This window comes from Sphingomonas sp. ATCC 31555 (assembly GCF_000282895.1).
Classification (GTDB): domain Bacteria; phylum Pseudomonadota; class Alphaproteobacteria; order Sphingomonadales; family Sphingomonadaceae; genus Sphingomonas.
In genome coordinates this window covers 18,479-38,483 of the sequence record NZ_ALBQ01000001.1, presented here as the reverse complement: position 1 = coordinate 38,483, position 20,005 = coordinate 18,479, and the positions used below count along the sequence as shown (strand labels likewise).

Below are 20,005 nucleotides of genomic sequence, written 5' to 3'. Positions count from 1 at the left end.
GGTGCCCGGGCGCGCGCCGGTCAGGCCGCCAGCGGGAAGCGCAGCAGCTTGTGTTCGGTCGCCACCAGCGCTTCGGCGCCGGGACCCACCGCGCGAACGATCTCTGGATGCCCCGCATCCAGCCCGCCGGTGAGCGCGCCGAACGCCGGCAGGATCAGCTTGCTCTGCGTTGCCACGAAGCAGCGCCGCGCGACATGCCGGCCGCGAACTGTGAGCCGCAGCTTCGGGTGAAAATGACCGGAAAGCTCGGGCCGTGCCTCTCCGGCCAGCGCTTCGTGGCGCAGCATCAGCCCGTCGACCTCGGCTTCGGCGTGCACCACGCCGCCGCACGAATCGACCAGCACGCGATCGTGATTGCCGGTGATCCAGTGCCAGGCGAGCCCGCCGGTCAGTGCCGTCAGCGTCGCCCGCGCCTCGGCGGGCAGGCGCTCGCACCCCTTGGTGTCGTGGAAACTGTCGCCCAGGCACCAGAGTTCCGTCGGCCGCAGCCGTTCCACCACCGCGGTCAGCGCCGCCAACGTCGCCAGCGAGTCGTACGGCGGTAGCATCTGCCCGCCGAGCGCGAACCAGCTCGCCTTTTCAAAATGCAGGTCGGCGACGAGCAACGCCCGCCGCGCCGGCCAATAGAGGGCGCCTTCGGGCAGCGCGCGAAAGTCATGGCCGGCGAACGAAAGGGGAACCATGGGCGTGCTATCCCGCTTCCGCGTGCCGGCGTCAATGGGCGTCAGGCTACGGTGGTCTCCGCCTGGACTCGGGTCGTCTCACCGAGTGCACCGAGGATCCGAACCCAGGAACGGATGCCCTTATGGAAGCTCTTCAGCTCGTATTTTTCGTTGGGCGAATGGATGTTGTCGTCGGGCAGCGCGAAGCCGACCATCACGCTGTCCATCCCCAGGATCGAGCGGATCGAATTGACCACCGGGATCGATCCGCCGCAGCCGAGCAGCGCGGATTTGCCCCATTCTGCATCGAGCGCGGCCTGGGTGGCTGCCAAAGGACCGCTGTCGCTCGCCAGGCTGATCGCGAAGCTGCCGGGGCCGCGCGTGACGAACTCGGCCGAGCAATCCTCGGGCAGACGGCGGCGGACATGCGCCTGGAACGCCTCCCACACCTGATCGGGGTCCTGTGTGCCGACCAGTCGGAAACTCACCTTGGCATGGGCTTCGGCAGGGATCACCGTCTTGAAGCCTTCGCCGATATAGCCGCCCCAGATGCCGTTGATCTCGGCCGTCGGGCGCGACCAGACCTGTTCCAGCACCGTCTTGCCCGCCTCGCCGGCCGGCACCCGCAGGCCCACTTCACCCAGGAAGTCGGCCGCATCGAAGCCCAGCTTGTTCCAGCTTTCGAGCACGGTCGGATCGGTATCCGGCACGCCGTCATAGAAGCCGTCGAGCGTGACGCGGCCGTCCGCATCCTTCATCTCGCCGAGGATGCCGGCGAGCAGCTGGATCGGATTGCGCGCCGCCCCCCCATAGAGGCCGGAGTGCAGGTCGCGCGAAGGCCCGCGCACCGTCACCTGGCCGGCTGCCATGCCGCGCAGGCCGATGGTGATGCCGGGAGTATCGCGATCCCACATCAGCGTGTCGCAGATCAGCGCGAAATCGGCTTTCAGTTCCTCGGCATGGGCATGAAGGAACGGCTCCAGGCTGGTCGACCCCGATTCCTCCTCGCCTTCAAACAGAATGGTGACGCGGCAGGGCAGTCGGCCCTCGGCGGCCTTCCAGGCGCGGCACGCTTCGATAAAGGTGCGCAGCTGGCCCTTGTCGTCCGAGGCGCCGCGGCCGACGATCGTCTTCGAACTGTCTGCGCGCGTGTCGATCCACGGATCAAACGGATCGCGGGTCCACAGCGCGATCGGGTCGACCGGCTGCACATCGTAATGGCCATAGAACAGCACGTGCGGCCCGTCGCCGTCATGGTGCGCAACCACCATCGGGTGGCCCGGTGTATCGGCAACGCGGGCCGCGAAGCCGAGCTCGGCCAGTTCGGCGGCAAGCTGCTCGGCAGCGCGGCGGCATTCGGCGGCATAGGCGGGATCGGTGGAGACGGAGGGCACGCGCATCAGCGCGGCCAGGCGCTCGATGCTGGCGTCCAGCTGGGCATCGGCGAAGGCGAGAGTGGAGTCGGTCATGCCGGTCCGGCTACGCCCGACGCGCGACGGCGGCAACCCCGGCCAAGGGGCAGCATCGGGCGCGCAATCGCTGTGCCGGGCGCGCCCAGCGGCTGGTGCCGGCCGCCGGCTTGCGCTAGGCGGCTGCCGATCATGCTCAACCTCACCGATATCACGGTGCGCCTTGGCGGGCGCACGATCCTCGACAACGCCACGGCCAAGCTGCCGCCGCGCGGACGCATCGGCCTGATCGGCCGCAACGGCGCCGGCAAGTCGACGCTGGTAAAGGTCATCGCCAGCCAGCTCGAACCCGATGGCGGCAGCATCGACATGCCGCGCGGCGCGAAGCTGGGCTATATCGCGCAAGAAGCGCCCGGCGGCACCGCCACACCGTTCGAGACGGTGCTCGCCGCCGATATCGAGCGCGCCGCGCTGCTCGAGGAAAGCGAAACCAGCCACGATCCCGATCGCATCGGCGAGATCCATGAGCGGCTCATCGCGATCGACGCGCATGCCGCGCCTTCGCGCGCGGCGCGCATCCTGGTCGGGCTCGGCTTCGACGAAGAGATGCAGCACCGCGAGCTGGAGAGTTTCTCGGGCGGCTGGCGGATGCGCGTGGCGCTGGCCAGCCTGCTCTTCTCGCAGCCCGACCTGCTGCTGCTCGACGAGCCTTCGAACCACCTCGACCTCGAAGCGGTGCTGTGGCTGGAGGACTTTCTGAAGTCCTATCCGGCGACGATCCTGCTGGTCAGCCACGAGCGTGACTTCCTCAACAATGTCGTCGATCACATCCTGCACCTCGAGCGCGGCAAGCTGACGCTCTATCCCGGCGGCTATGACGCATTCGAGCGCCAGCGCGCCGAGCGCCAGGCCCAGCTCGCCGCCGCGCGCGCCAAGCAGCAGGCCGAGCGCGAGAAGCTGCAGGATTACATCGCGCGCAACTCGGCCCGCGCCTCGACAGCCAAGCAGGCGCAGAGCCGGCAGAAGGCGCTGGCCCGGATGCAGCCGATCGCCGAGCTGGTCGACGATCCCTCGCTCAGCTTCGACTTCCCAAATCCGGACGAGCTGCGCCCGCCGCTGATCACGCTCGACATGGCCAGCGTCGGCTATGGCGAGACGCCGATCCTCCAGCGGCTCAACCTGCGGATCGATCCCGACGATCGCATCGCGCTGCTCGGCCGCAACGGCAACGGCAAGACCACGCTCGCCCGGCTGCTCGCCGCGCAGCTGACGCCGATGGATGGCGCGATCAACAGCAGCGGCAAGATGAAGGTGGGATACTTCACCCAGTATCAGGTGGAGGAACTCGACCGCGACGACACGCCGCTGCAGCACATGACGCGCAACATGGCGGGGGCCAGCCCGGGCGCGGTGCGCGCGCAGCTCGGCCGCTTCGGCTTTTCGGGCGACAAGGCGACGACCAAGGTCGGCAAGCTTTCGGGCGGCGAGCGGGCACGCCTGGCGCTGGCATTGATCACCCGCGATGCGCCGCATTTGTTGATCCTCGACGAGCCGACCAACCACCTCGACGTCGACGCGCGCGAGGCGCTCATTCAGGCGCTCAACGGCTATACCGGCACGGTCGTGGTGGTCAGCCACGATCGCCACATGCTGGAGATGACGGCGGACCGGCTGGTGCTGGTCGACCAGGGCACTGCGCGCGAGTTCGACGGCAGCCTCGACGATTATATCGCCTTCGTGCTCGCCAAGGATCCGGCGGGATCGAAGGGCGGCGCCTCGAAGGAAAACCGCAAGGACGCACGCCGCGCCGCTGCCGAGGCGCGCGAGAAGGGCAACGCCCTGCGCAAGGCGGCCAAGGCGGCAGAGGCCGAGGTGGTCAAGCTGCAGGGTCAGCTGTCGGCGCTCGACAAGGCGATGTTCGATCCCTCCAATGCCGAGCCCGCGCTGACCAAGTTGACCATGACCGACCTGATGAAGCGCCGCGCCGATGTCGCCGCGAAGATCGAGGCGGCGGAGCTGATCTGGATGGAAGCCAGCGAAGCGCTCGAACAGCTCGCGCCCTGACGCGACTGGGCCCGGCTGGCGCCTGCAGCGGCAAGCGGGACTCGCGGAGTCGCCGTCCATCGTGGCTACGACCATATTCTGTAGAAATGAACCCGTAACGGACCAAAGTCCTCTATAGTCTTCCTCCATTATAGTTCCGAACATCGGTGAATGCCGCTCTTGATTGACGTAGTTTCAGAAGATGCCGTCAATTAGCGAGGGACATATGGAAGAGGGTAAGGGGAGGCTTGTCGTCATCGGTTCCGGCATCAAGGCGGTTTCGCACTTTACGCTGGAAGCGCAGCAGCACATTCGTAACGCAGATATCGTGCTCTATGCTGCAGCGGATCCGGTCACCGATATATGGATACAGAAGCAGAATAAGAACAGCTTCGATCTATACCAATATTATGCGGACGATAAGTCACGGATCATCACCTATACGCAGATGATCGAGCGAACGATGCAGGAAGTGCGCGCGGGCAAATATGTCTGCGCTCTCTTCTATGGCCATCCGGGCGTGTTCGTCACACCTTCCCACAACGCGATCGCGATCGCCCGCAGCGAAGGCTATCACGCCGTGATGCTGCCGGCGGTTTCCGCAGAAGACTGTCTCTACGCCGATCTCGGTGTGGATCCCAGCGTCCCGGGCCTCCAGATCTACGAAGCGACCGATTTCCTGCTGCGTCGCCGCCATATCGATACGAGCGCCAATTTCGTGCTGTGGCAGGTGGGATGCATCGGCGACCTGGGCTTCAAGTTCGGCGGGTATCAGAACGACAAGTTCGAGGTGCTGCTCGATTATCTCGAAGAAATCTACGGCCCCGATCATATCGCGATCAACTATGTCGCCAACATGTTTTCGGGCGAGCCGACGATCGATCGCCACCGGATCGCCGACTATCGGGATCCGGAGGTGAAGCGGACGGTGTCCGGCATCTCCACCTTCTTCCTGCCCGCCAAAGACGCTGCGCTTGCAGACGATGCAATGCGACAGCGGCTGGGCTTCGTGAAGGTGAACGAGGCGCGGCGCGATCCGCTGATCTGCAACCGCGAGGATTATGCCGTGCTGGCCGAAGTGGCGCGGCGCAATAACCACAATCATGCGGTGCCACCCGGGTACAAGTTCAGCTTCGCGTCCGAACCGCTCTACGAAACGCTGCTCGAACTGGCGCTCGATCCCCGCGCGCAGGATGCGTTCCGCCTCGAACCTCGTGCCTATCTCGAACGGCGTGAGGGCCTGACGGCAGATGAGCGACGGCAGTTGCTGATGCAGCATCACGGGGTCACCCGCATGATGTTCAAGCGCGATCCGGAAAAGGAAGCGACTCGCTTCGTCGGCGATGCGCTGCTGCGGCCGGAACTGGCGGGCGCCTACCACGATCTGCAGGATGCAGCCGCAGCCGAAGTGGAAAGCGGCACCATGCCGCTCGGCGAATATGAGGGCGTCGTCGGCGCCTGGTTGCAGCAGCATGGCTACGCCACCACGCCGGCGGCCATCACCCGCGCAATGGAGCATGTCGTCGTCGGCGAAGATGATGACGATGCCGCCGAAAGCTCGGAACTCGTAACTGCGTGAGGACTGCGCCGTCCCAGGATGGCGTGCATCGATCCCGAAAGGAGAGGTTTATGGCTAGCTTCGATCCATCCGGCACCTACATGACGAGTTGGCTCCAGCCGGACGGCACCACCTATGTGCCCGGGCCCGTCGTGATCGACACGAGTACGCAGTCGATCTCCGTCAATGGTGTGGCGATCGTCAATCCCAGCTTCAGCGGCAGTACTGCCGTCAGTTGGTCGGCGAGCAGCGGCAATGGCAGTTCCGCGAGCCTCACATTCTACCAGAGCTCGGGCGTCAACGGCTTCGTCGGCAAATATGCGCAAGGCAGCGCCGCGCTGCCGGCGTCGAACAACCTGTTCGGCAATGCAGGGGTGGCATCGCAATCGCTTTCCACCTGGAACGGTACCTATAACCTCTACAGCGTCACCAGCAGCGGCCAGGCGACCTCAACCGGGCAGACGCTGCTGATCGAAGCGCCCAACGTCACCTATTCCGGCGCGCTGGTGAACAAGGCCGTCTATACGGGCGAGCAGACCTCGAGCGGCGAGATCGATCAGCTTGCCTGGTTCAGCGCCGACGGCAATCCCCAGAACGCCATCCTTCAGTTCGCCAAGAGCAGCGGCAACCTCACCTTCTACGGGATGATGTGGACGGCGGGCGATCAGCCCACCTATGTCAACGTCACCGGCACGACCGCGACCACCGGCGCGCCGACGATCATGATGATCGCCGTCATGGTGAGCGAAACCACCGAAGTGACGACGGAAGTTACCACCGAAGTGACCACGGAAGTCACGACGGAGGTTACCACGGAAGTGACGACCGAAGTCACCACCGAAGTGATGACCGAAGTGATCGTGGAAGTGGTGGAAGTCATCGCAGCCCAGGATACCAACAATCCCTCTGGCGGAACTCGTAAGCTGCTGCGGCCCGATGTGGACCGGCGCGCAGCAAAAGGGTTGCTGCGGCATGCGGTGCGGCTTGCCAAGGCAGCGTGAACGCCGAACCACATCCCATGCCGCAGAGCGACGTTCTTACGATGGCTATGGAGCAGGCACATCACGGCCGCTTGAGCGACCACAGCATCACGCTGGGCGCCAATCGCCTGCCCATGGCCTTCGTTTTCGACTATGATGTTCGGCGCTGGGATCTGCGGGCAGTCGTCCGCGACTATTTTGGCACCGATTCGCTGGAGGCGCTGCACCAGGATCCGCGCTGGAACCCACCGGATCCGGTGCATGCGCTGCCGAACACCGCGACGCTGCGCAACAGTTGGGACGTGAGCAAGGCGCTGCGGTCCGCCGTGATCGACCGCGCGATGCCGCTGCTAGACAGCCTTATCCATCATCGCATTTCGGACTTTGTGACGCGCATCGTCAGTCAGCAGCCGCAGGCGATGATGCGCGTGAATTTTCATGGATCGCGCGCGATCCTGCGGTTCCACACCGATCGCGAATATGGCCAGCGCGATACCGCGCTCAATATCTGGCTGCCGGTCACGCGCGTCTATGGCAGCAACAGCCTGTACTTCGAATCCGCGCCCGGCCTTAGCGACTTCCAGCCCGTCACGCTGGAATATGGCCAGGCGCTGATGTTCTACGGCACGCATTTGCAGCACGGCACGCTCGACAATATGAGCGGCGGCACCAGGATTTCGTTCGATTTCCGCGTGTCCGTTTAGCTTCCGATCGCAATTCCGCCGCTCGACGCTCTTCGCAAATCCTGTAAAACCGGCGCGGGCTGGGAGGAAGAACAGGATGACGGAGGGGGTTCGCGAACCAACCGCGGGCGAGATGCGGATGGTGATCGGCGCATCGTCGCTCGGCACCGTGTTCGAATGGTATGATTTCTTCATCTGGGGCACGCTTACCGCTACCGGCATCCTCGGCCGCACTTTCTTCCCCTCCGGGAACGAGGTGATGGCGACGCTGCTTTCCTGGGCAACCTTTGCGGTGGGCTTCGGCTTTCGGCCGCTCGGCGCCGTGCTGTTCGGCTTTCTGGGGGATCGGATGGGGCGGAAATACACCTTCCTCGTCACCATCACCCTGATGGGGCTGGCCACCGCAGGCATCGGGCTGGTGCCCGGCTATGCGACGATCGGTGCAATCGCGCCGATCCTGATACTGGTGCTGCGCGTTGCACAAGGGCTGGCGCTCGGCGGCGAATATGGCGGCGCCGCGATCTATGTGGCGGAACACTCTCCGCCCGGCCGCGCCGGCTATCATACCAGTTTCATCCAGGCGAGCGTCGTTGGCGGCTTCATCCTCAGCCTGGCGGTGGTGCTGCTGTTCAAGCTCGGTTTTGCGCCGGTCTGGGATGCGTGGGGCTGGCGGCTGCCGTTCTTGTTCTCGATGGTGCTGCTGGCGATTTCGCTGTGGATGCGCCTCAAGCTTTCCGAAAGCCCGGTCTTCAGAGCGATGAAGGAGGCAGGCGAAACCGCGGGAAACCCGTTCCTTGAAAGCTTCACCTATCCCGGCAACAAGCGCCGGCTTGCGGTCGCGCTGTTCGGCATCGCCGCCGGATTGACCGTGATCTGGTACACGTCGATGTTTTCGGTGTTGTCCTTCCTTTCCGGCCCGATGCGGCTGGACCAGACGGCGGCGCAGCTGATCACCGGCGCAGGTGCGCTTATCGGGGTGGGCTTCTTCATCCTGTTCGGGAAAATCTCTGACCGGGTAGGTCGCAAGCCGCCGATCGTCATCGGCTATGCGCTGACGCTGCTGCTGCTATTCCCCTGTTTTTACGTGATCGGTAGTGCGGCAAACCCGAGCCTGGCCAAGGCGGCGCTGCGCGCGCCGGTGGTCGTCTCCGGCCCGCACTGCGCCTATGATCCCTTCGCGGCCGTTCAGCGCGACGAATGCGGACGGATGCTCGACCACCTGTCGAAGCGCGGGGTGATCTATACCACCGACACGGCGCCCAGCGTGGTCGTCACGATCGGCGGGCAGGTCGTGCCGCAGACAGAACCGGCTGCGGTGGATGCCGCGCTGAAGGATGCCGGCTATCGCTTCGACCGCATCGTGCCGCCGCCGCTCGACATCGCAATGATCCTGGTGGCGATGACGGTGCTGATGGCACTGTGCGGCGCCACCTTCGGCCCGGTGGCGGCGCTGCTCAGCGAGATGTTCCCCTCACGCATCCGCTATTCGTCGATGTCGATCCCCTATCACATCGGCACCGGCTATTTCGGCGGCTTCCTTCCCTTCATCAGCCAGTACATCGTCGCGCGCACCGGGAACCCGGTGGCAGGGCTGTGGTACACCATGGCAGTGGTGGCGATGGCGCTGGTCGTGACGATGCTGGGGCTGAAGGAGACGGTGGCGTTGCGCGAACGAGGGCGCTAACCGCGGGGCATGATCCCCTCTCCGCTTCGTCTCCGCCTTGACGCTGCCGCCCTCGTCGCGAACTGGCGATTGCTCGATGGGCTGAGTGGCCGCGCAGCGTGCGGGGCGGCGGTGAAGGCGAACGGCTATGGTCTGGGTGCGCGGGGCGTGGTCGAGCGGCTGGCGGCGGCGGGCTGCCGCGACTTTTTCGTCGCTACCTGGAGCGAGGCGCGCGCACTGGCCGATCTGGGCGTCGGCCTCTCCGTGCTTCACGGCATCCGTGCCGAAGACCTCGCCGATCGCCCGCCCCAGCTTCGCCCGGTCCTCGCCAGCGCCGAGCAGGTGCGGCGTTGGCGCGAGGCTGGCGGCGGCAACTGCGACGTGATGGTCGATACCGGCATGAACCGGCTGGGCGTTTCGCCCGAACAGGTTGCCCAAGGGCTGCTCGACGGGCTCGCGATCGATACGCTGCTCAGCCATCTGGTCTCGGCGGAGGAGGATGTGCCGCTGAATGGTCGTCAGCGTGATCGCTTCGCCGCGCTGGCCGGCCGCACCTCCGCGCGACGGATGAGCCTGGCGAACAGCGCGGGCATCGCGCTCGGGCCAGACTATCATTTCGATCTCACCCGTCCCGGCATTGCGCTCTATGGCGGCCGATATCGCGACGGCCATGCCGGCATTCGCCAGGTGGCGACGCCCGAAGCGCAGATCCTGCAGCGGCGCCGCGTCGCCGCCGGCGAGACGATCGGCTACAATGCCACTTTCACCGCGCCGCGGGACATGGAAGTGGCGATCCTGAACCTCGGCTATGCCGATGGCTATCTGCGCTGCTTCTCCGATCGCGGGCGCGGCCGGGCAGGGGATGCGGTGCTGCCCGTGCTAGGCCGCATCTCGATGGACCTGACCGCGCTGAGCGTCGACGCCGCGCCGCACCTGAGCGAGGGCGACTGGGTCGCGATCGACTATGACCTGCCTGAAACCGCGGCAGTCAGCGGACTCTCGCAATATGAGCTGCTGACCGGCCTGGGCGCACGGTTCGATCGGATATGGGAATAGCCGGCGCCCTCAGGCGGCCGGCTTTTCCTTGTTCCGCCAGAAGTCCTGAACGATTTCCCAACCCTCTTCAGCGGTTTCGCAGAAGTGGAACAGGTTCAGGTCGCGCGGGGAGATCACGCCTTCCTCGCACAGCGCCTCGAAATTGACGACGCGGTTCCAGAATTCCTTTCCGTAGAACAGGACCGGGATCGGATCGATCTTGCCGGTCTGGATCAGCGTAAGCAGTTCGAAGCTTTCGTCGAAGGTGCCGAACCCGCCCGGGAACACGGCCACCGCGCGCGCATGGAGCAGGAAGTGCATCTTGCGCAGCGCGAAATAGTGGAACTGCATGCTCAGCGACGGCGTGACATAGGGGTTCGGCGCCTGTTCGTGCGGTAGCACAATGTTCAGCCCGATCGTCTCCGCGCCAACATCCTGCGCGCCGCGATTGGCTGCTTCCATGATCGACGGGCCGCCGCCCGACGTCACGACGAAGTGGCGCTTGCCCGCCGCATCGAGCGGGAAGTTGCTGGCGATCTGGCCCAGCCGGCGCGCCACGTCGTAATATTTCGACTTGGCGACCAGGCTGTTCGCGATCCGCTTCTGCTGCTCGGTTTCGGCCAGCGCGAGCACGGCTTCTGCCTTGGCCGGCTCCGGAATTCGAGCCGAGCCATAGATCACGAAGGTGGAGGCAATATTGGCTTCGTCCAGCAGCAGCTGGGGCTTCAGCAGTTCCAGCTGGAAGCGGATCGGCCGCAGATCCTCGCGCAGCAGGAAGTCCATGTCCTGGAACGCCAAGCGATAGGCGGGGTGCTCGGTCTGCGGGGTGCCGGTGGCGGTATTGGCGCTTTCCGCTTCCTCCTGGGCGGGACGGAAGACGCGCGACGGGACTCTCGTGTCACTCATCCAAGGCCGATTAGGACGTTCCGGCGCGCTTGGAAAGCGTCAAGCGCAGAAGGGCCCGCGCCCCATGTCGAAGTGGAAATGATCGCGGTGCGCCGCGTTGTAGCGTGGGCTCAGTACCGTCGCAAAGCGCTTGCAGGCCGATCCGTGCACTGCCTCCAGGAAGCGGCGGACGGCAGGGTCGGAGGATTGCCAGTCGCGCAGGATCGTCACGCGCCGGCCGTCCTTCAGCACGAAGCCGGAAACGTCGACGGCATTGGCCAGCCCGTGCTCAGACAGCTTGGTCGCGGATTCGGGCCGCCCAACCACGGCGCGGCAGGAATAGGTGCCGAAGGTTTCCACCCGCACCAGATCGCTGCCCAGCATCTGCCGCGCCGCCGGTGCGACCGCGAACTGCACCCAGCCAGTGAAGGCGCGGGCAAGCGGGCACCGCATCGACTTGATCCCACTCACCGGCACGCCGATGTCCAGCAGCTGCACGGCGCCGCGCACCACGCATCCGCCGCCGAAATCGCGATCGGGCAACGGGCTGTAGCGAATGCCGCTGCGAGAAAGATCGGTAAAGCATTGCTGCGTGTCGCGCGGCGTGGGCTCGCGGAGCGTGATCGGGCCGCGCGAAGGCTGGCGGCTCTGTGCGGGGCGCTTTTCGCTGCCGCCGCTGCCGAACAGGCAGGCCGAAAGCAGCAAGGGCAGCGCCAAAGCCGCCAGCGAAAGGGGGACGCGCCGGGAAACCATTGGTGGCAGGATAGGGCAAATCGGTGCTGGCGCGAACCACCGCCCGTCGCGCGTGCGAGTCGCTTCGTCAGGCCTCGGTGGCGGTCTCGCGAAAACGATCGGCCATCTCGGCCGGCACGCGCATCAGCCGGCCGCTGGCACGATCGAGCAGCGCCCAGCTGGTCACCGCCGCCACCAGCACCTTGCCGTCGCCGGACAGGAACTGGACGTGGCGGTTGAACCGTGCGCCGCGTGGCGGATCGGGGATCCAGGTTTCGGCTGTCACCTGCTCGCCGGCGCGCAGATTGCCGCGATAGTCGATCTCGTGCCGCGTCACGACCCAGACGCAGGCATCGCGCTCGGCTTCGGTCGCGCGTGCATTCCAATGCGCCACGGCAATGTCCTGAATCCACGCGACCCAGACGGCGTTGTTCACATGCCCCAGTTCGTCGATATCGGCCGAGCCGGCAGTGATGGTGCGAGAGAAGCGGGCCATGGCGCCAATCTAGCGATGATCACCGCCGGGGACAGCTATTGTCGGTCGGCCCGGATCGTCCTCGAACTTGATCGCGCGGATCCGCCATTGGCGCTGCTCGGGCGTCGCCCCGTCGATGTCGCCGGTCCGGTGCAGGGTTACAGCGCCGAGTTGGTAGAAGGGCTTCCCGGTAGCCCGGATCCGGGCATAGACTTGCACCGGCACCGTTACATAGCGTTGGCCCGCGCCGGCCTCGATCGCGCCCGGGGCGCCCACATTAGCGTGATATTCGGAATAGGTTGCGAAGCGCGTCGCGAACTGTGCGGCATCGCCTCCCGACGCCTTGCCACCGTCGCTCCACAGCGCCCAGGCATCGGCGTATCGGCCCGCCTCGATCAGCGCATAATAGGTTTGGACCACATTGGCCGCGCCCTGTGCGCTGTCGGGCGTGAAGGGCGCTTCGCTCACCGGCGTCCGATCGTCGGGCAACCCGCCGGGTTGCCCCGGCGCCGGTGGGGATAGCGGCTCCAGTGGCGCCTCGGCGTTGTCCGGCTGCACCGCGTTGGCGGCAGGCAGGGCGTTGAAGGCTGCATTTCCCTCACCCGCTGGCTCGCCACCGCTCGAACAGGCGGCGAGGGAGACGGCGAGCAGGGCAGGGGTCAGGCGCATCCAATGTTCTTTCGTTTTGGACATTTGCGAACGAAGAATCGGATGCGCGGGTTCCTCAATCGGGAAGCGGCTGGTTGCCGACAAAGCCCAGCTTGACGATGTTAGCGCGCTTGATCGTCGCGAGGACGGTGTCGAACCGCTCGTACCGCGCCTCGGGATCGGTCTGCAGATGAAGCACGGCGGCATCGGTGCGCAGGCCGGCAAGTTTGGCGGGCAGCGCTGCGTCCGCCAGGGGCGCTCCATCCCAGAACAACGCTCCCTCCCGGTCGATCGCCAGGCGGTGCGTGGCGTCGTCGCTCGGCACACCCTTGCCGCTCGGCAGGTCGACCGGGACCTTGTGAGAAACCATCGGCATGCTCAGGATCATCACGATCAGCAGCACGAGCATCACATCGATGAACGGCGTCACGTTGATCGCGCCGATCGGTGCGGCATCGGTGGCAGGCACGAACTTGCGCATGTCCTCAGCTCCATGTTGCTACGGTATATCGTAACGCTACCGGCGTGTGGCGCAAGCCTAGAAAGCGGCGCGACGGGGGGGGGAACGGTCCCACCGCGTCGCGCCATGCGAATGCTTATCAGGGGCGGAGTGCGACGTCGTCGCCGTCGTCCAGTTCTTCGTCCAGATCTTCGTCATCGACATCGTCGTCGTCGAAATCGTCCTGGATGTCGTCCTCGTCGAGGTCGTCCTCATCCTCCTCGGCGGCGTCGTCTTCCTCGCCGATCTCGTCGTCTTCCATGGAGAGTTCGTCGAGATCGTCGTCCTCGTCCTCGCGGCCGCCAAGGTCGGGGTTGAGATCGGTAAGCATGGCGCCGTTGTCCGGCCCATCGCCCGTCACCTCGAGAATTTCTGCGCGCTGGCTCTCGTCATAGCCTTCCGCGTCATAGCCGTCGTCGCCGGGACCCTGAATGCCGCCCATCGCCAAACCTCATCGCTTGCCTCGCGGGAATCGCGAGGTCGGAAAGCGCAACGGCGGGGCCCCCGGCTCCGTTCCCGAGTCAGCTGGGGCGAAACATCCGTCCGCGCTCGGTGATCGCTACTACCACGATCGACAGGCCGCCCATTAGGAGAAATCCGCTGTACAGCGGAACGGTGGTGCCATCGAAGGCCTGGCCAATCGCCGCGCCGATCAGCGCCCCCGCCAGCGTGGTGACGAAGCCCTGCAGGCTGGAGGCGGTGCCGGCAATCGCGCCCATCTTCTCCATCGCCATCGCCGAGAAGTTGGACGTGGCGAGGCCGAAGCACGCCATCATCAGTGCCTGCAGGATGGCGAAGCTCCACAGCGTCTCCAGCGCCAGCAGCGTGACGAGCAGATGCACCCCCGCTACCAGAGTGAGCCCCACCAGCGCCGTGTGGGAGATCACCCGCGTGCCCAATCGCATCACGATGCGCGAGTTGAGGAACGATCCCACCGCCATCGTACCCGCAACCGTCGCGAATACCGGCGTCAGGAGCTCGGGGCGGTGGAAAACGTCGGACATGATTTGCTGCACCGAACCGATAAAGCCGAACAGCGCGCCGGAAAGAAGCGCGGTGGCAATGGTGTAGCCCACCGCCGCGCGATCGCGCAGCATCGTGCCGTAATCGGCAATCACCCGCATCGGGTGCAGCGACTGACGGTTCTCCCGCCCCAGCGTCTCCGGCATCCGGAGCGCAAACCACAGGAACACCGCCGCGCCGATCGCACCGCAGCCCCAGAAGATCGTGCGCCACGATCCGCCGGCCGACAGGATCGCCTGGCCCACGGCGGGAGCGAAGATCGGCGCCGCCATGAACACGATGAACACCAGGCTCATCACCCGCGCCATCGCCCGCCCGGCATAGCAATCGCGCACCAGCGCCACCGTCACCACCCGCGACCCCGCCGCGGCAGTGCCCATCGCCACGCGCGACACCAGCAGCAGCGCGAAGCTGCCGGAAAGGGCAGCAATGCCGCTGGTCACCACATAGAAGCCGAGCGCGATCAGCAGCACCGGTCGCCTGCCATAGCGATCGGACAAAGGGCCATAAATCAGCTGGGCGGTGCCGAATCCGATCAGGAAGGCGGTGATGACGAACTGGCGATGATTGGCCGAATCGACGCCCAGGCTCTCGCCGATCGCAGGCAGCGCCGGCAGCATCGAATCGATGCCGAGCGCGGTCAGCGCCATCAACGCGGCGGCCAGCGTCACGAATTCGGCGAAGCCAAGCGGCGCCTGTTGGGCCGGGGCGATGCTGCGAGACGGCGAATCCATTCGGCCGCAATGGCCTAAGGCTACGGGCGCGTCACCCCTTTTCGGGTTGACGGAAGCCCGCCCACACCAACATTGCCATTCGGAACCACCGGAGGATTGTCTCGATGACTCGCTATCTCGTCCCGCTGTTGCTGACCGCCGCGCTTGCCGCGTGCAATGGGGGCTCGAGCATTTCGATCGACGACAACGATGCCGATGGCAATGCAGTGATCGCCACGGACGAAAGCGGCCGCGTGCAGATCAAGGCGCCGGGCATCGAAGGCTCAATCACGCTGCCCAAGGTTGCGCTCAACGCCAAGGATTTCGACATCGAGGGCGTCACGCTCTATCCGGGTTCCACGCTGCGCAACTTGAAGCTGAACGGGGGCGAGCGCGACAAGACGGGAGACGGCAAGGTGATCGTCGAGTTCGAAAGCCCCGCCGAGCCTACGGTGGTGCGCGACTGGTTTCGCGACAACATGACGAAGCAAGGGTTCAAGGTAACGACCAAGGACGCCAATCTGATCGGCACCACCGAAGACGGCACGCCCTTTGCCCTGCAGCTCGGCAGCGCCGGCGAAGGCAAGACCAAGGGGCTGATGCAGGTCGGCCGCTGAGGCGCCGCGGCGGCCGCCATCGGGAAGTTTCCCAAGCTTGTGCCGCCACGGCCGCCGCGTCTAACCACAAGCTTTGTGTTCGGAGAGATTACCTTGGATACCCTAGCCGAAATTCCGGTGCTGTCGCTGCGGGAGCAGGCCGGCGATCCCGATGGCTTCGCTCAGGCCTTCGGCGGATCCTTTCAGCGGTTCGGCTTCGCGGTGGTGCGCGATCACGGCGTGCCGCATGAACTGATCGAGCGCGCTTGGCGCCTCACCAAGGCGTTTTTCGACCTGCCGGAGGAAGAGAAGCGCGGCTATTTCATCCCCGGCGGCGGTGGCGCTCGCGGCTACACCCCGTTCAAGACCGAGATCGCCAAAGGCGCCAGCCATGTCGACCTGAAGGAATTCTGGCACATCGGGCGCGAGCTGGCCGCCGGCCACCGCTTCGCCGAGGTGATGGCGCCGAACGTGTGGCCGGCGGCGCCGGAAGGGTTCCGCGAAACCTTTGTCGAGCTGTTCGCCGCGTTCGATGCCGCCGGCGACCGGCTGCTGTCGGCAGTGGCGCGGTATTTGGGACTCGCCCCCGACTGGTTCGATCCGGCGGTGAAGGACGGCAATTCGGTGCTGCGCCTGCTTCACTATCCGCCAGTTGCAGCCGACGCGCCCGAAGTTCGCGCCGGCGCGCACGAGGATATCAACCTGATCACCCTGCTGCTTGGCGCGGAAGAAGCGGGCCTCGAACTGCTCGACCGCGACGGCAAGTGGATGGCCATCAAGCCGCCCGAAGGCGCTATGGTGATCAATGTGGGCGACATGCTGCAGCGCCTGACCAACCATGTCCTGCCGTCAACGACGCACCGGGTAGTCAACCCGCCGGCGGAGCGTCGCGGCCATTCGCGCTATTCGATGCCGTTCTTCCTGCATCCGGCGCCCGATTTCCTGATCAAGACATTGCCGGGCTGCATCAGCGATGCCAACCCGAACCGGTATCCGGAGCCGATCACCGCGCACGACTATCTGCACGAGCGACTGGTGGAGATTGGCCTCATCAAGAAATAACCGATCGCGAAAGCGGGCTAGCGCGACAAAATCTGTCTTCCATTCCGTGAACGGAAGACGCTAGGGAACACCCAGCGGCGGCGGAGCGATAGCGCTTCTGCCGCCGCCTTGCTGTAGACACTCAGAGGAACGACGAATGGCGGAAGCGTTGCGCGTGGCACTGGCGGGGCTCGGAACGGTGGGCGGCGGCGGGATTCGCCTGCTCGACACCAATGCCGAGCTGATTACGCGCCGCGCGGGCCGGCCCATTGAGGTCGTCGCCGTCTCCGCTCGCGATCGCAGCAAGGATCGCGGCATCGATCTGTCGCGCTTCGAGTGGGTGGACGATCCCGTAGAACTGGCCCGCCACGCCCAGGCGGACGTGGTGGTGGAACTGGTGGGCGGGTCGGACGGCCCGGCGCTGGCGCTCGCCCGCGCGGCGCTGGGTGCGAACAAGAGCTTCGTAACCGCCAACAAGGCGATGATCGCGCATCACGGGCTGGAACTGGCCAAGATCGCCGAAGGCGCGCAGGTGGCGCTGAAGTTCGAAGCTGCCGTGGCCGGGGGCGTGCCGGTGATCAAGGGACTGCGCGAAGGTGCTGCGGCCAACGCGATCAGTCGGGTCTACGGCATCCTCAACGGCACCTGTAATTTCATCCTGTCCAAGATGGAGGCCGAGGGCCGCGACTTCGCCGAGATACTCGCCGAGGCACAGGCGCTCGGCTATGCCGAGGCGGACCCCACCTTCGACATCGACGGCATTGATGCCGCGCACAAGCTGTCGATCCTCGCCAGCCTCGCCTTCGGCACCCAGCCGGCGTTTGGCGACCTGAAGGCGAGCGGCATCCGCCACATCCTGGCGGCCGACATCGCCGAGGCGGCGACGCTCGGTTACCGGGTGCGGCTGCTGGGCATCGCCGATGCCGGTGCGCACGGGCTGTTCCAGCGCGTCCACCCGCATCTCGTGCCGCTCAGCCATCCGCTCGCGCATGTGACGGGTTCGACCAACGCGGTGGTGGCGGAAGGCAACTTCGTCGGTCGATTGCTGTTCCAGGGTGCAGGCGCGGGCGATGGCCCGACCGCCAGCGCAGTGGTCGCCGATCTGATCGACATCGCCCGCGGCGAGTTCGGCGCGCCCTATGCGATGCCGGCGGATGCGCTCGTCGCCCAGCCGGCGGCGGACAGCGGCGAGCGGCGCGGCCGATCCTATGTGCGCTTCACCGTGGCGGACCGCGTCGGCGTGCTGGCGGAAATTGCCGCCGCGATGCGCGACGCGGGCGTTTCGATCGAAAGCCTGATCCAGCGCGGCGTGAGCCCCGACGGCAGCGCGCTCGTCGCCATCGTCACGCACGAGGCGCCCGAGTGGAGCATCGCTCAGGCGCTGGAGAAGCTGCGCGGCTCGCAGAGCCTCACCGGCGAGCCGATGTGGATGCACATCCTCGACGCGTGAGAACGCCTCAATAGGCGAAGTGGAGCAGCCGCCGGCCGCGTGCCGGGCATACCGGCATCCCGATCAGCCCGCAGCTCGGGCCGGAGGCGGCGCGAACCATCTCCAGCTTGCGATCGATCATCGGATCGCGCGCTGCGGTGAGGCGGAAGCGGGTGGTCGGGCTGTGTCGCTCGCAGCTTTCGGCAGTGCGGCACGCGCCGAGCAGCGATGCGGTTGCGGGCGCGGCGGGACGAGCGGAGCGGCGCAGCATCGCCCTGGTGATTTTCGGGCGGGCGGGCGTCACGGCAGGCCTGGCGATGGCGGCGCTTTGCAATGCTAGAGCGATCAACAACATAGGCCCTCCTGTTGTCCCCATTCCCCGCAACGCGCCGCAGCGTACGTGGTTGCGTGGATCTGCAGTGATCAGGGCGCCGGCTCGCGTCGGACATAGCGGACCTGTCCATCGGCCCCAACAGTGGCGGCCAGCCCGACCGACCCGCACTTCACGGTGAACGCGCCCTGGCCGCAGGGCGTGATGCCCTGCTGATCGGGATCGCCGATCAGCAGGTTCAGCCGCGCCGCGTCGCCCTCGCGCCCCGGGGCGGCGGAGACGAAGGGTACCCGGTATCGATCCGCCTCGCGCCGCGCGCAGACGATGATCTCGCCCTGGTCATCCGACGTTCGGCAAGGAATTTCGGCTCGGGTGCGCGTGCGATAGTCGGTAAGGGCGCTCGAAACAGCGCTGGTCTGGGCAAGCAACAGCAGCGGCAGCAACATGGCTTCGACCCCCAGGTGCGAATCCCCAAAATTGTAGCGCTGAATCGACAAGAAATCATCAAGTCGCGCAAGGAGAACATGACAACGTTAGCAACCTCGACATGCTGCGCCTGGCCCCCTATCGCATCGCAACATCGAACGAGGGGATGTTGAATCCGATGACGAACGCAAGCCATGTACTCGACCGTGTCCTGGTGCTCGAAATGGTGCGCGTCACCGAAGCCGCCGCAATTGCTGCCTCCAGCCTGATCGGGCGGGGTGACGAAAAGGCCGCCGATGCCGCCGCTGTGGAGGCGATGCGCGAGGCGCTGAACCAGCTCTACATGGACGGCACCGTCGTCATCGGCGAAGGCGAGCGCGACGAGGCGCCGATGCTCTATATCGGCGAAAAGGTCGGTTCCGCGATCGGCAAGGGCCCGAAGATCGATATCGCGCTCGATCCGCTCGAAGGCACGACGATCACCGCCAAGGCCGGGCCGAACGCGCTGGCGGTGCTGGCCGTGGCTGAGGAAGGCAACCTGCTCAACGCACCCGACGTCTACATGGACAAGATCGCCGTTGGCCCAGGCTATCCGCAAGGCGTGATCGATCTCAACAAGACGCCCACCGAGAATGTGCATGCCATCGCCGCGGCGAAGGGGGTGAAGCCCAGCGAGATCATCGCGTGCGTGCTCGATCGTACCCGCCACGAAAAGCTGATCGCGGAGCTGCGCAGCATCGGCTGCGGCATCATGCTGATCCCGGACGGCGACGTCGCCGGCGTGATCGCCACTACCGACCCGACCACCACCATCGACGTGTATATGGGCCAGGGCGGCGCACCCGAGGGCGTGCTCGCCTGCGCTGCGCTGCGCTGCGTCGGCGGCCAGTTCCAGGGCCGTCTCGTCTTCCGCAACGACGATGAGCGCGCTCGCGCCGCTAAATGGGGCATCGAGGATCTCGACAAGGTCTACAGCCTCGAGGAACTCGCCAAGGGCGACTGCATCTTCGCGGCGACCGGCGTGACCGACGGCTCGTTGCTCGCTGGCGTCAAGCGGGTGCGCGGCAAGATGACCACCGAGAGCGTGGTGATGCGCGCCAGCTCGGGCACGGTGCGCTGGGTGAAGGGCGAACACCGCATCGACTGATTGGCGACAAGGGCGCCGCCGGCTTGA

General features: G+C 65.8%; 21 protein-coding genes. 10 read left to right on the top strand and 11 right to left on the bottom strand.

What is annotated here, in order from left to right; genetic code table 11:
• Nucleotides 1–20: 20 nt before the first annotated feature.
• Nucleotides 21–683, bottom strand: coding sequence for a ligase-associated DNA damage response endonuclease PdeM (gene pdeM / locus B215_RS0100175; protein WP_019367599.1), 663 nt, complete (start codon nt 681–683; stop codon nt 21–23).
• Nucleotides 684–724: 41 nt separating this feature from the next.
• Nucleotides 725–2,131 (bottom strand): M20/M25/M40 family metallo-hydrolase, encoded by a 1,407-nt coding sequence (locus B215_RS0100170; RefSeq protein WP_019367598.1) that lies wholly within the window; start codon nt 2,129–2,131, stop codon nt 725–727.
• Nucleotides 2,132–2,263: 132 nt separating this feature from the next.
• Between B215_RS0100170 and B215_RS0100165 the strand changes: the two genes are divergently transcribed.
• The 6 genes from B215_RS0100165 to B215_RS0100140 all read left to right on the top strand — a co-directional run bounded on the left by B215_RS0100165 (nt 2,264) and on the right by B215_RS0100140 (nt 10,054).
• Nucleotides 2,264–4,135 carry an ABC-F family ATP-binding cassette domain-containing protein gene (locus tag B215_RS0100165; protein WP_019367597.1) on the top strand — a complete coding sequence of 624 codons (1,872 nt, stop codon included), beginning with the start codon at nt 2,264–2,266 and terminating at the stop codon, nt 4,133–4,135.
• 205 nt (nt 4,136–4,340) lie between these two features.
• The gene (locus B215_RS0100160) at nt 4,341–5,693 is read left to right on the top strand and encodes an SAM-dependent methyltransferase (protein ID WP_019367596.1); all 1,353 of its coding nucleotides are present in this window, start codon (nt 4,341–4,343) and stop codon (nt 5,691–5,693) included.
• Nucleotides 5,694–5,743: 50 nt separating this feature from the next.
• Entirely contained in the window at nt 5,744–6,673 is a 930-nt protein-coding gene (locus tag B215_RS0100155; protein ID WP_019367595.1) for a hypothetical protein, read from the top strand.
• Nucleotides 6,670–7,356, top strand: coding sequence for a StrG-like protein (locus tag B215_RS0100150; RefSeq protein ID WP_236704521.1), 687 nt, complete (start codon nt 6,670–6,672; stop codon nt 7,354–7,356). The genes B215_RS0100155 and B215_RS0100150 overlap by 4 nt, the downstream gene beginning before the upstream one ends.
• 76 nt (nt 7,357–7,432) lie before the next feature.
• A complete protein-coding gene (locus B215_RS0100145; RefSeq protein ID WP_019367593.1) occupies nt 7,433–9,019 on the top strand; it encodes an MFS transporter in 1,587 nt (528 codons plus the stop codon).
• Between the two features lie 9 nt (nt 9,020–9,028).
• Nucleotides 9,029–10,054: an alanine racemase gene (locus tag B215_RS0100140; RefSeq protein ID WP_037512597.1), complete on the top strand. Its 1,026-nt coding sequence runs from the start codon at nt 9,029–9,031 to the stop codon at nt 10,052–10,054.
• 9 nt (nt 10,055–10,063) lie between these two features.
• Here B215_RS0100140 and B215_RS0100135 read toward each other — a convergent pair whose 3' ends face one another.
• From B215_RS0100135 to B215_RS0100105, 7 genes are all read right to left on the bottom strand, one after another.
• The gene (locus B215_RS0100135; protein WP_019367591.1) at nt 10,064–10,939 is read right to left on the bottom strand and encodes an LOG family protein; all 876 of its coding nucleotides are present in this window, start codon (nt 10,937–10,939) and stop codon (nt 10,064–10,066) included.
• A 39-nt stretch (nt 10,940–10,978) separates the two neighbouring features.
• A complete protein-coding gene (locus tag B215_RS0100130) occupies nt 10,979–11,671 on the bottom strand; it encodes an extensin family protein (RefSeq protein ID WP_019367590.1) in 693 nt (230 codons plus the stop codon).
• A gap of 67 nt (nt 11,672–11,738) precedes the next feature.
• On the bottom strand, nt 11,739–12,146 hold the full coding sequence (locus B215_RS0100125) for an acyl-CoA thioesterase (RefSeq protein WP_019367589.1): 408 nt from the start codon (nt 12,144–12,146) through the stop codon (nt 11,739–11,741).
• A 9-nt stretch (nt 12,147–12,155) separates the two neighbouring features.
• A complete protein-coding gene (locus B215_RS0100120) occupies nt 12,156–12,818 on the bottom strand; it encodes a hypothetical protein (protein WP_019367588.1) in 663 nt (220 codons plus the stop codon).
• Nucleotides 12,819–12,849: 31 nt separating this feature from the next.
• A complete protein-coding gene (locus B215_RS0100115) occupies nt 12,850–13,254 on the bottom strand; it encodes an ExbD/TolR family protein (RefSeq protein ID WP_019367587.1) in 405 nt (134 codons plus the stop codon).
• A gap of 118 nt (nt 13,255–13,372) precedes the next feature.
• The gene (locus tag B215_RS0100110; protein WP_019367586.1) at nt 13,373–13,714 is read right to left on the bottom strand and encodes a hypothetical protein; all 342 of its coding nucleotides are present in this window, start codon (nt 13,712–13,714) and stop codon (nt 13,373–13,375) included.
• A 79-nt stretch (nt 13,715–13,793) separates the two neighbouring features.
• A complete protein-coding gene (locus tag B215_RS0100105) occupies nt 13,794–15,029 on the bottom strand; it encodes a multidrug effflux MFS transporter (RefSeq protein WP_019367585.1) in 1,236 nt (411 codons plus the stop codon).
• Nucleotides 15,030–15,133: 104 nt separating this feature from the next.
• Between B215_RS0100105 and B215_RS0100100 the strand changes: the two genes are divergently transcribed.
• The 3 genes from B215_RS0100100 to B215_RS0100090 all read left to right on the top strand — a co-directional run bounded on the left by B215_RS0100100 (nt 15,134) and on the right by B215_RS0100090 (nt 18,095).
• Nucleotides 15,134–15,625, top strand: a complete 492-nt coding sequence (locus B215_RS0100100) for a hypothetical protein (protein ID WP_019367584.1) — start codon at nt 15,134–15,136, stop codon at nt 15,623–15,625.
• Between the two features lie 93 nt (nt 15,626–15,718).
• Complete coding sequence (locus B215_RS0100095; protein WP_019367583.1) at nt 15,719–16,666, top strand: isopenicillin N synthase family dioxygenase; 948 nt, start codon at nt 15,719–15,721, stop codon at nt 16,664–16,666.
• Between the two features lie 136 nt (nt 16,667–16,802).
• Nucleotides 16,803–18,095, top strand: a complete 1,293-nt coding sequence (locus B215_RS0100090) for a homoserine dehydrogenase (RefSeq protein ID WP_019367582.1) — start codon at nt 16,803–16,805, stop codon at nt 18,093–18,095.
• A gap of 7 nt (nt 18,096–18,102) precedes the next feature.
• Here B215_RS0100090 and B215_RS0100085 read toward each other — a convergent pair whose 3' ends face one another.
• Together B215_RS0100085 and B215_RS0100080 are read right to left on the bottom strand one after the other, a co-directional pair.
• Complete coding sequence (locus tag B215_RS0100085; RefSeq protein WP_050990093.1) at nt 18,103–18,429, bottom strand: hypothetical protein; 327 nt, start codon at nt 18,427–18,429, stop codon at nt 18,103–18,105.
• A gap of 68 nt (nt 18,430–18,497) precedes the next feature.
• Nucleotides 18,498–18,851, bottom strand: coding sequence for a hypothetical protein (locus B215_RS0100080; protein WP_050990095.1), 354 nt, complete (start codon nt 18,849–18,851; stop codon nt 18,498–18,500).
• 158 nt (nt 18,852–19,009) lie between these two features.
• Between B215_RS0100080 and glpX the strand changes: the two genes are divergently transcribed.
• A complete protein-coding gene (gene glpX / locus B215_RS0100075) occupies nt 19,010–19,978 on the top strand; it encodes a class II fructose-bisphosphatase (RefSeq protein ID WP_026008783.1) in 969 nt (322 codons plus the stop codon).
• Nucleotides 19,979–20,005 lie beyond the last annotated feature (27 nt).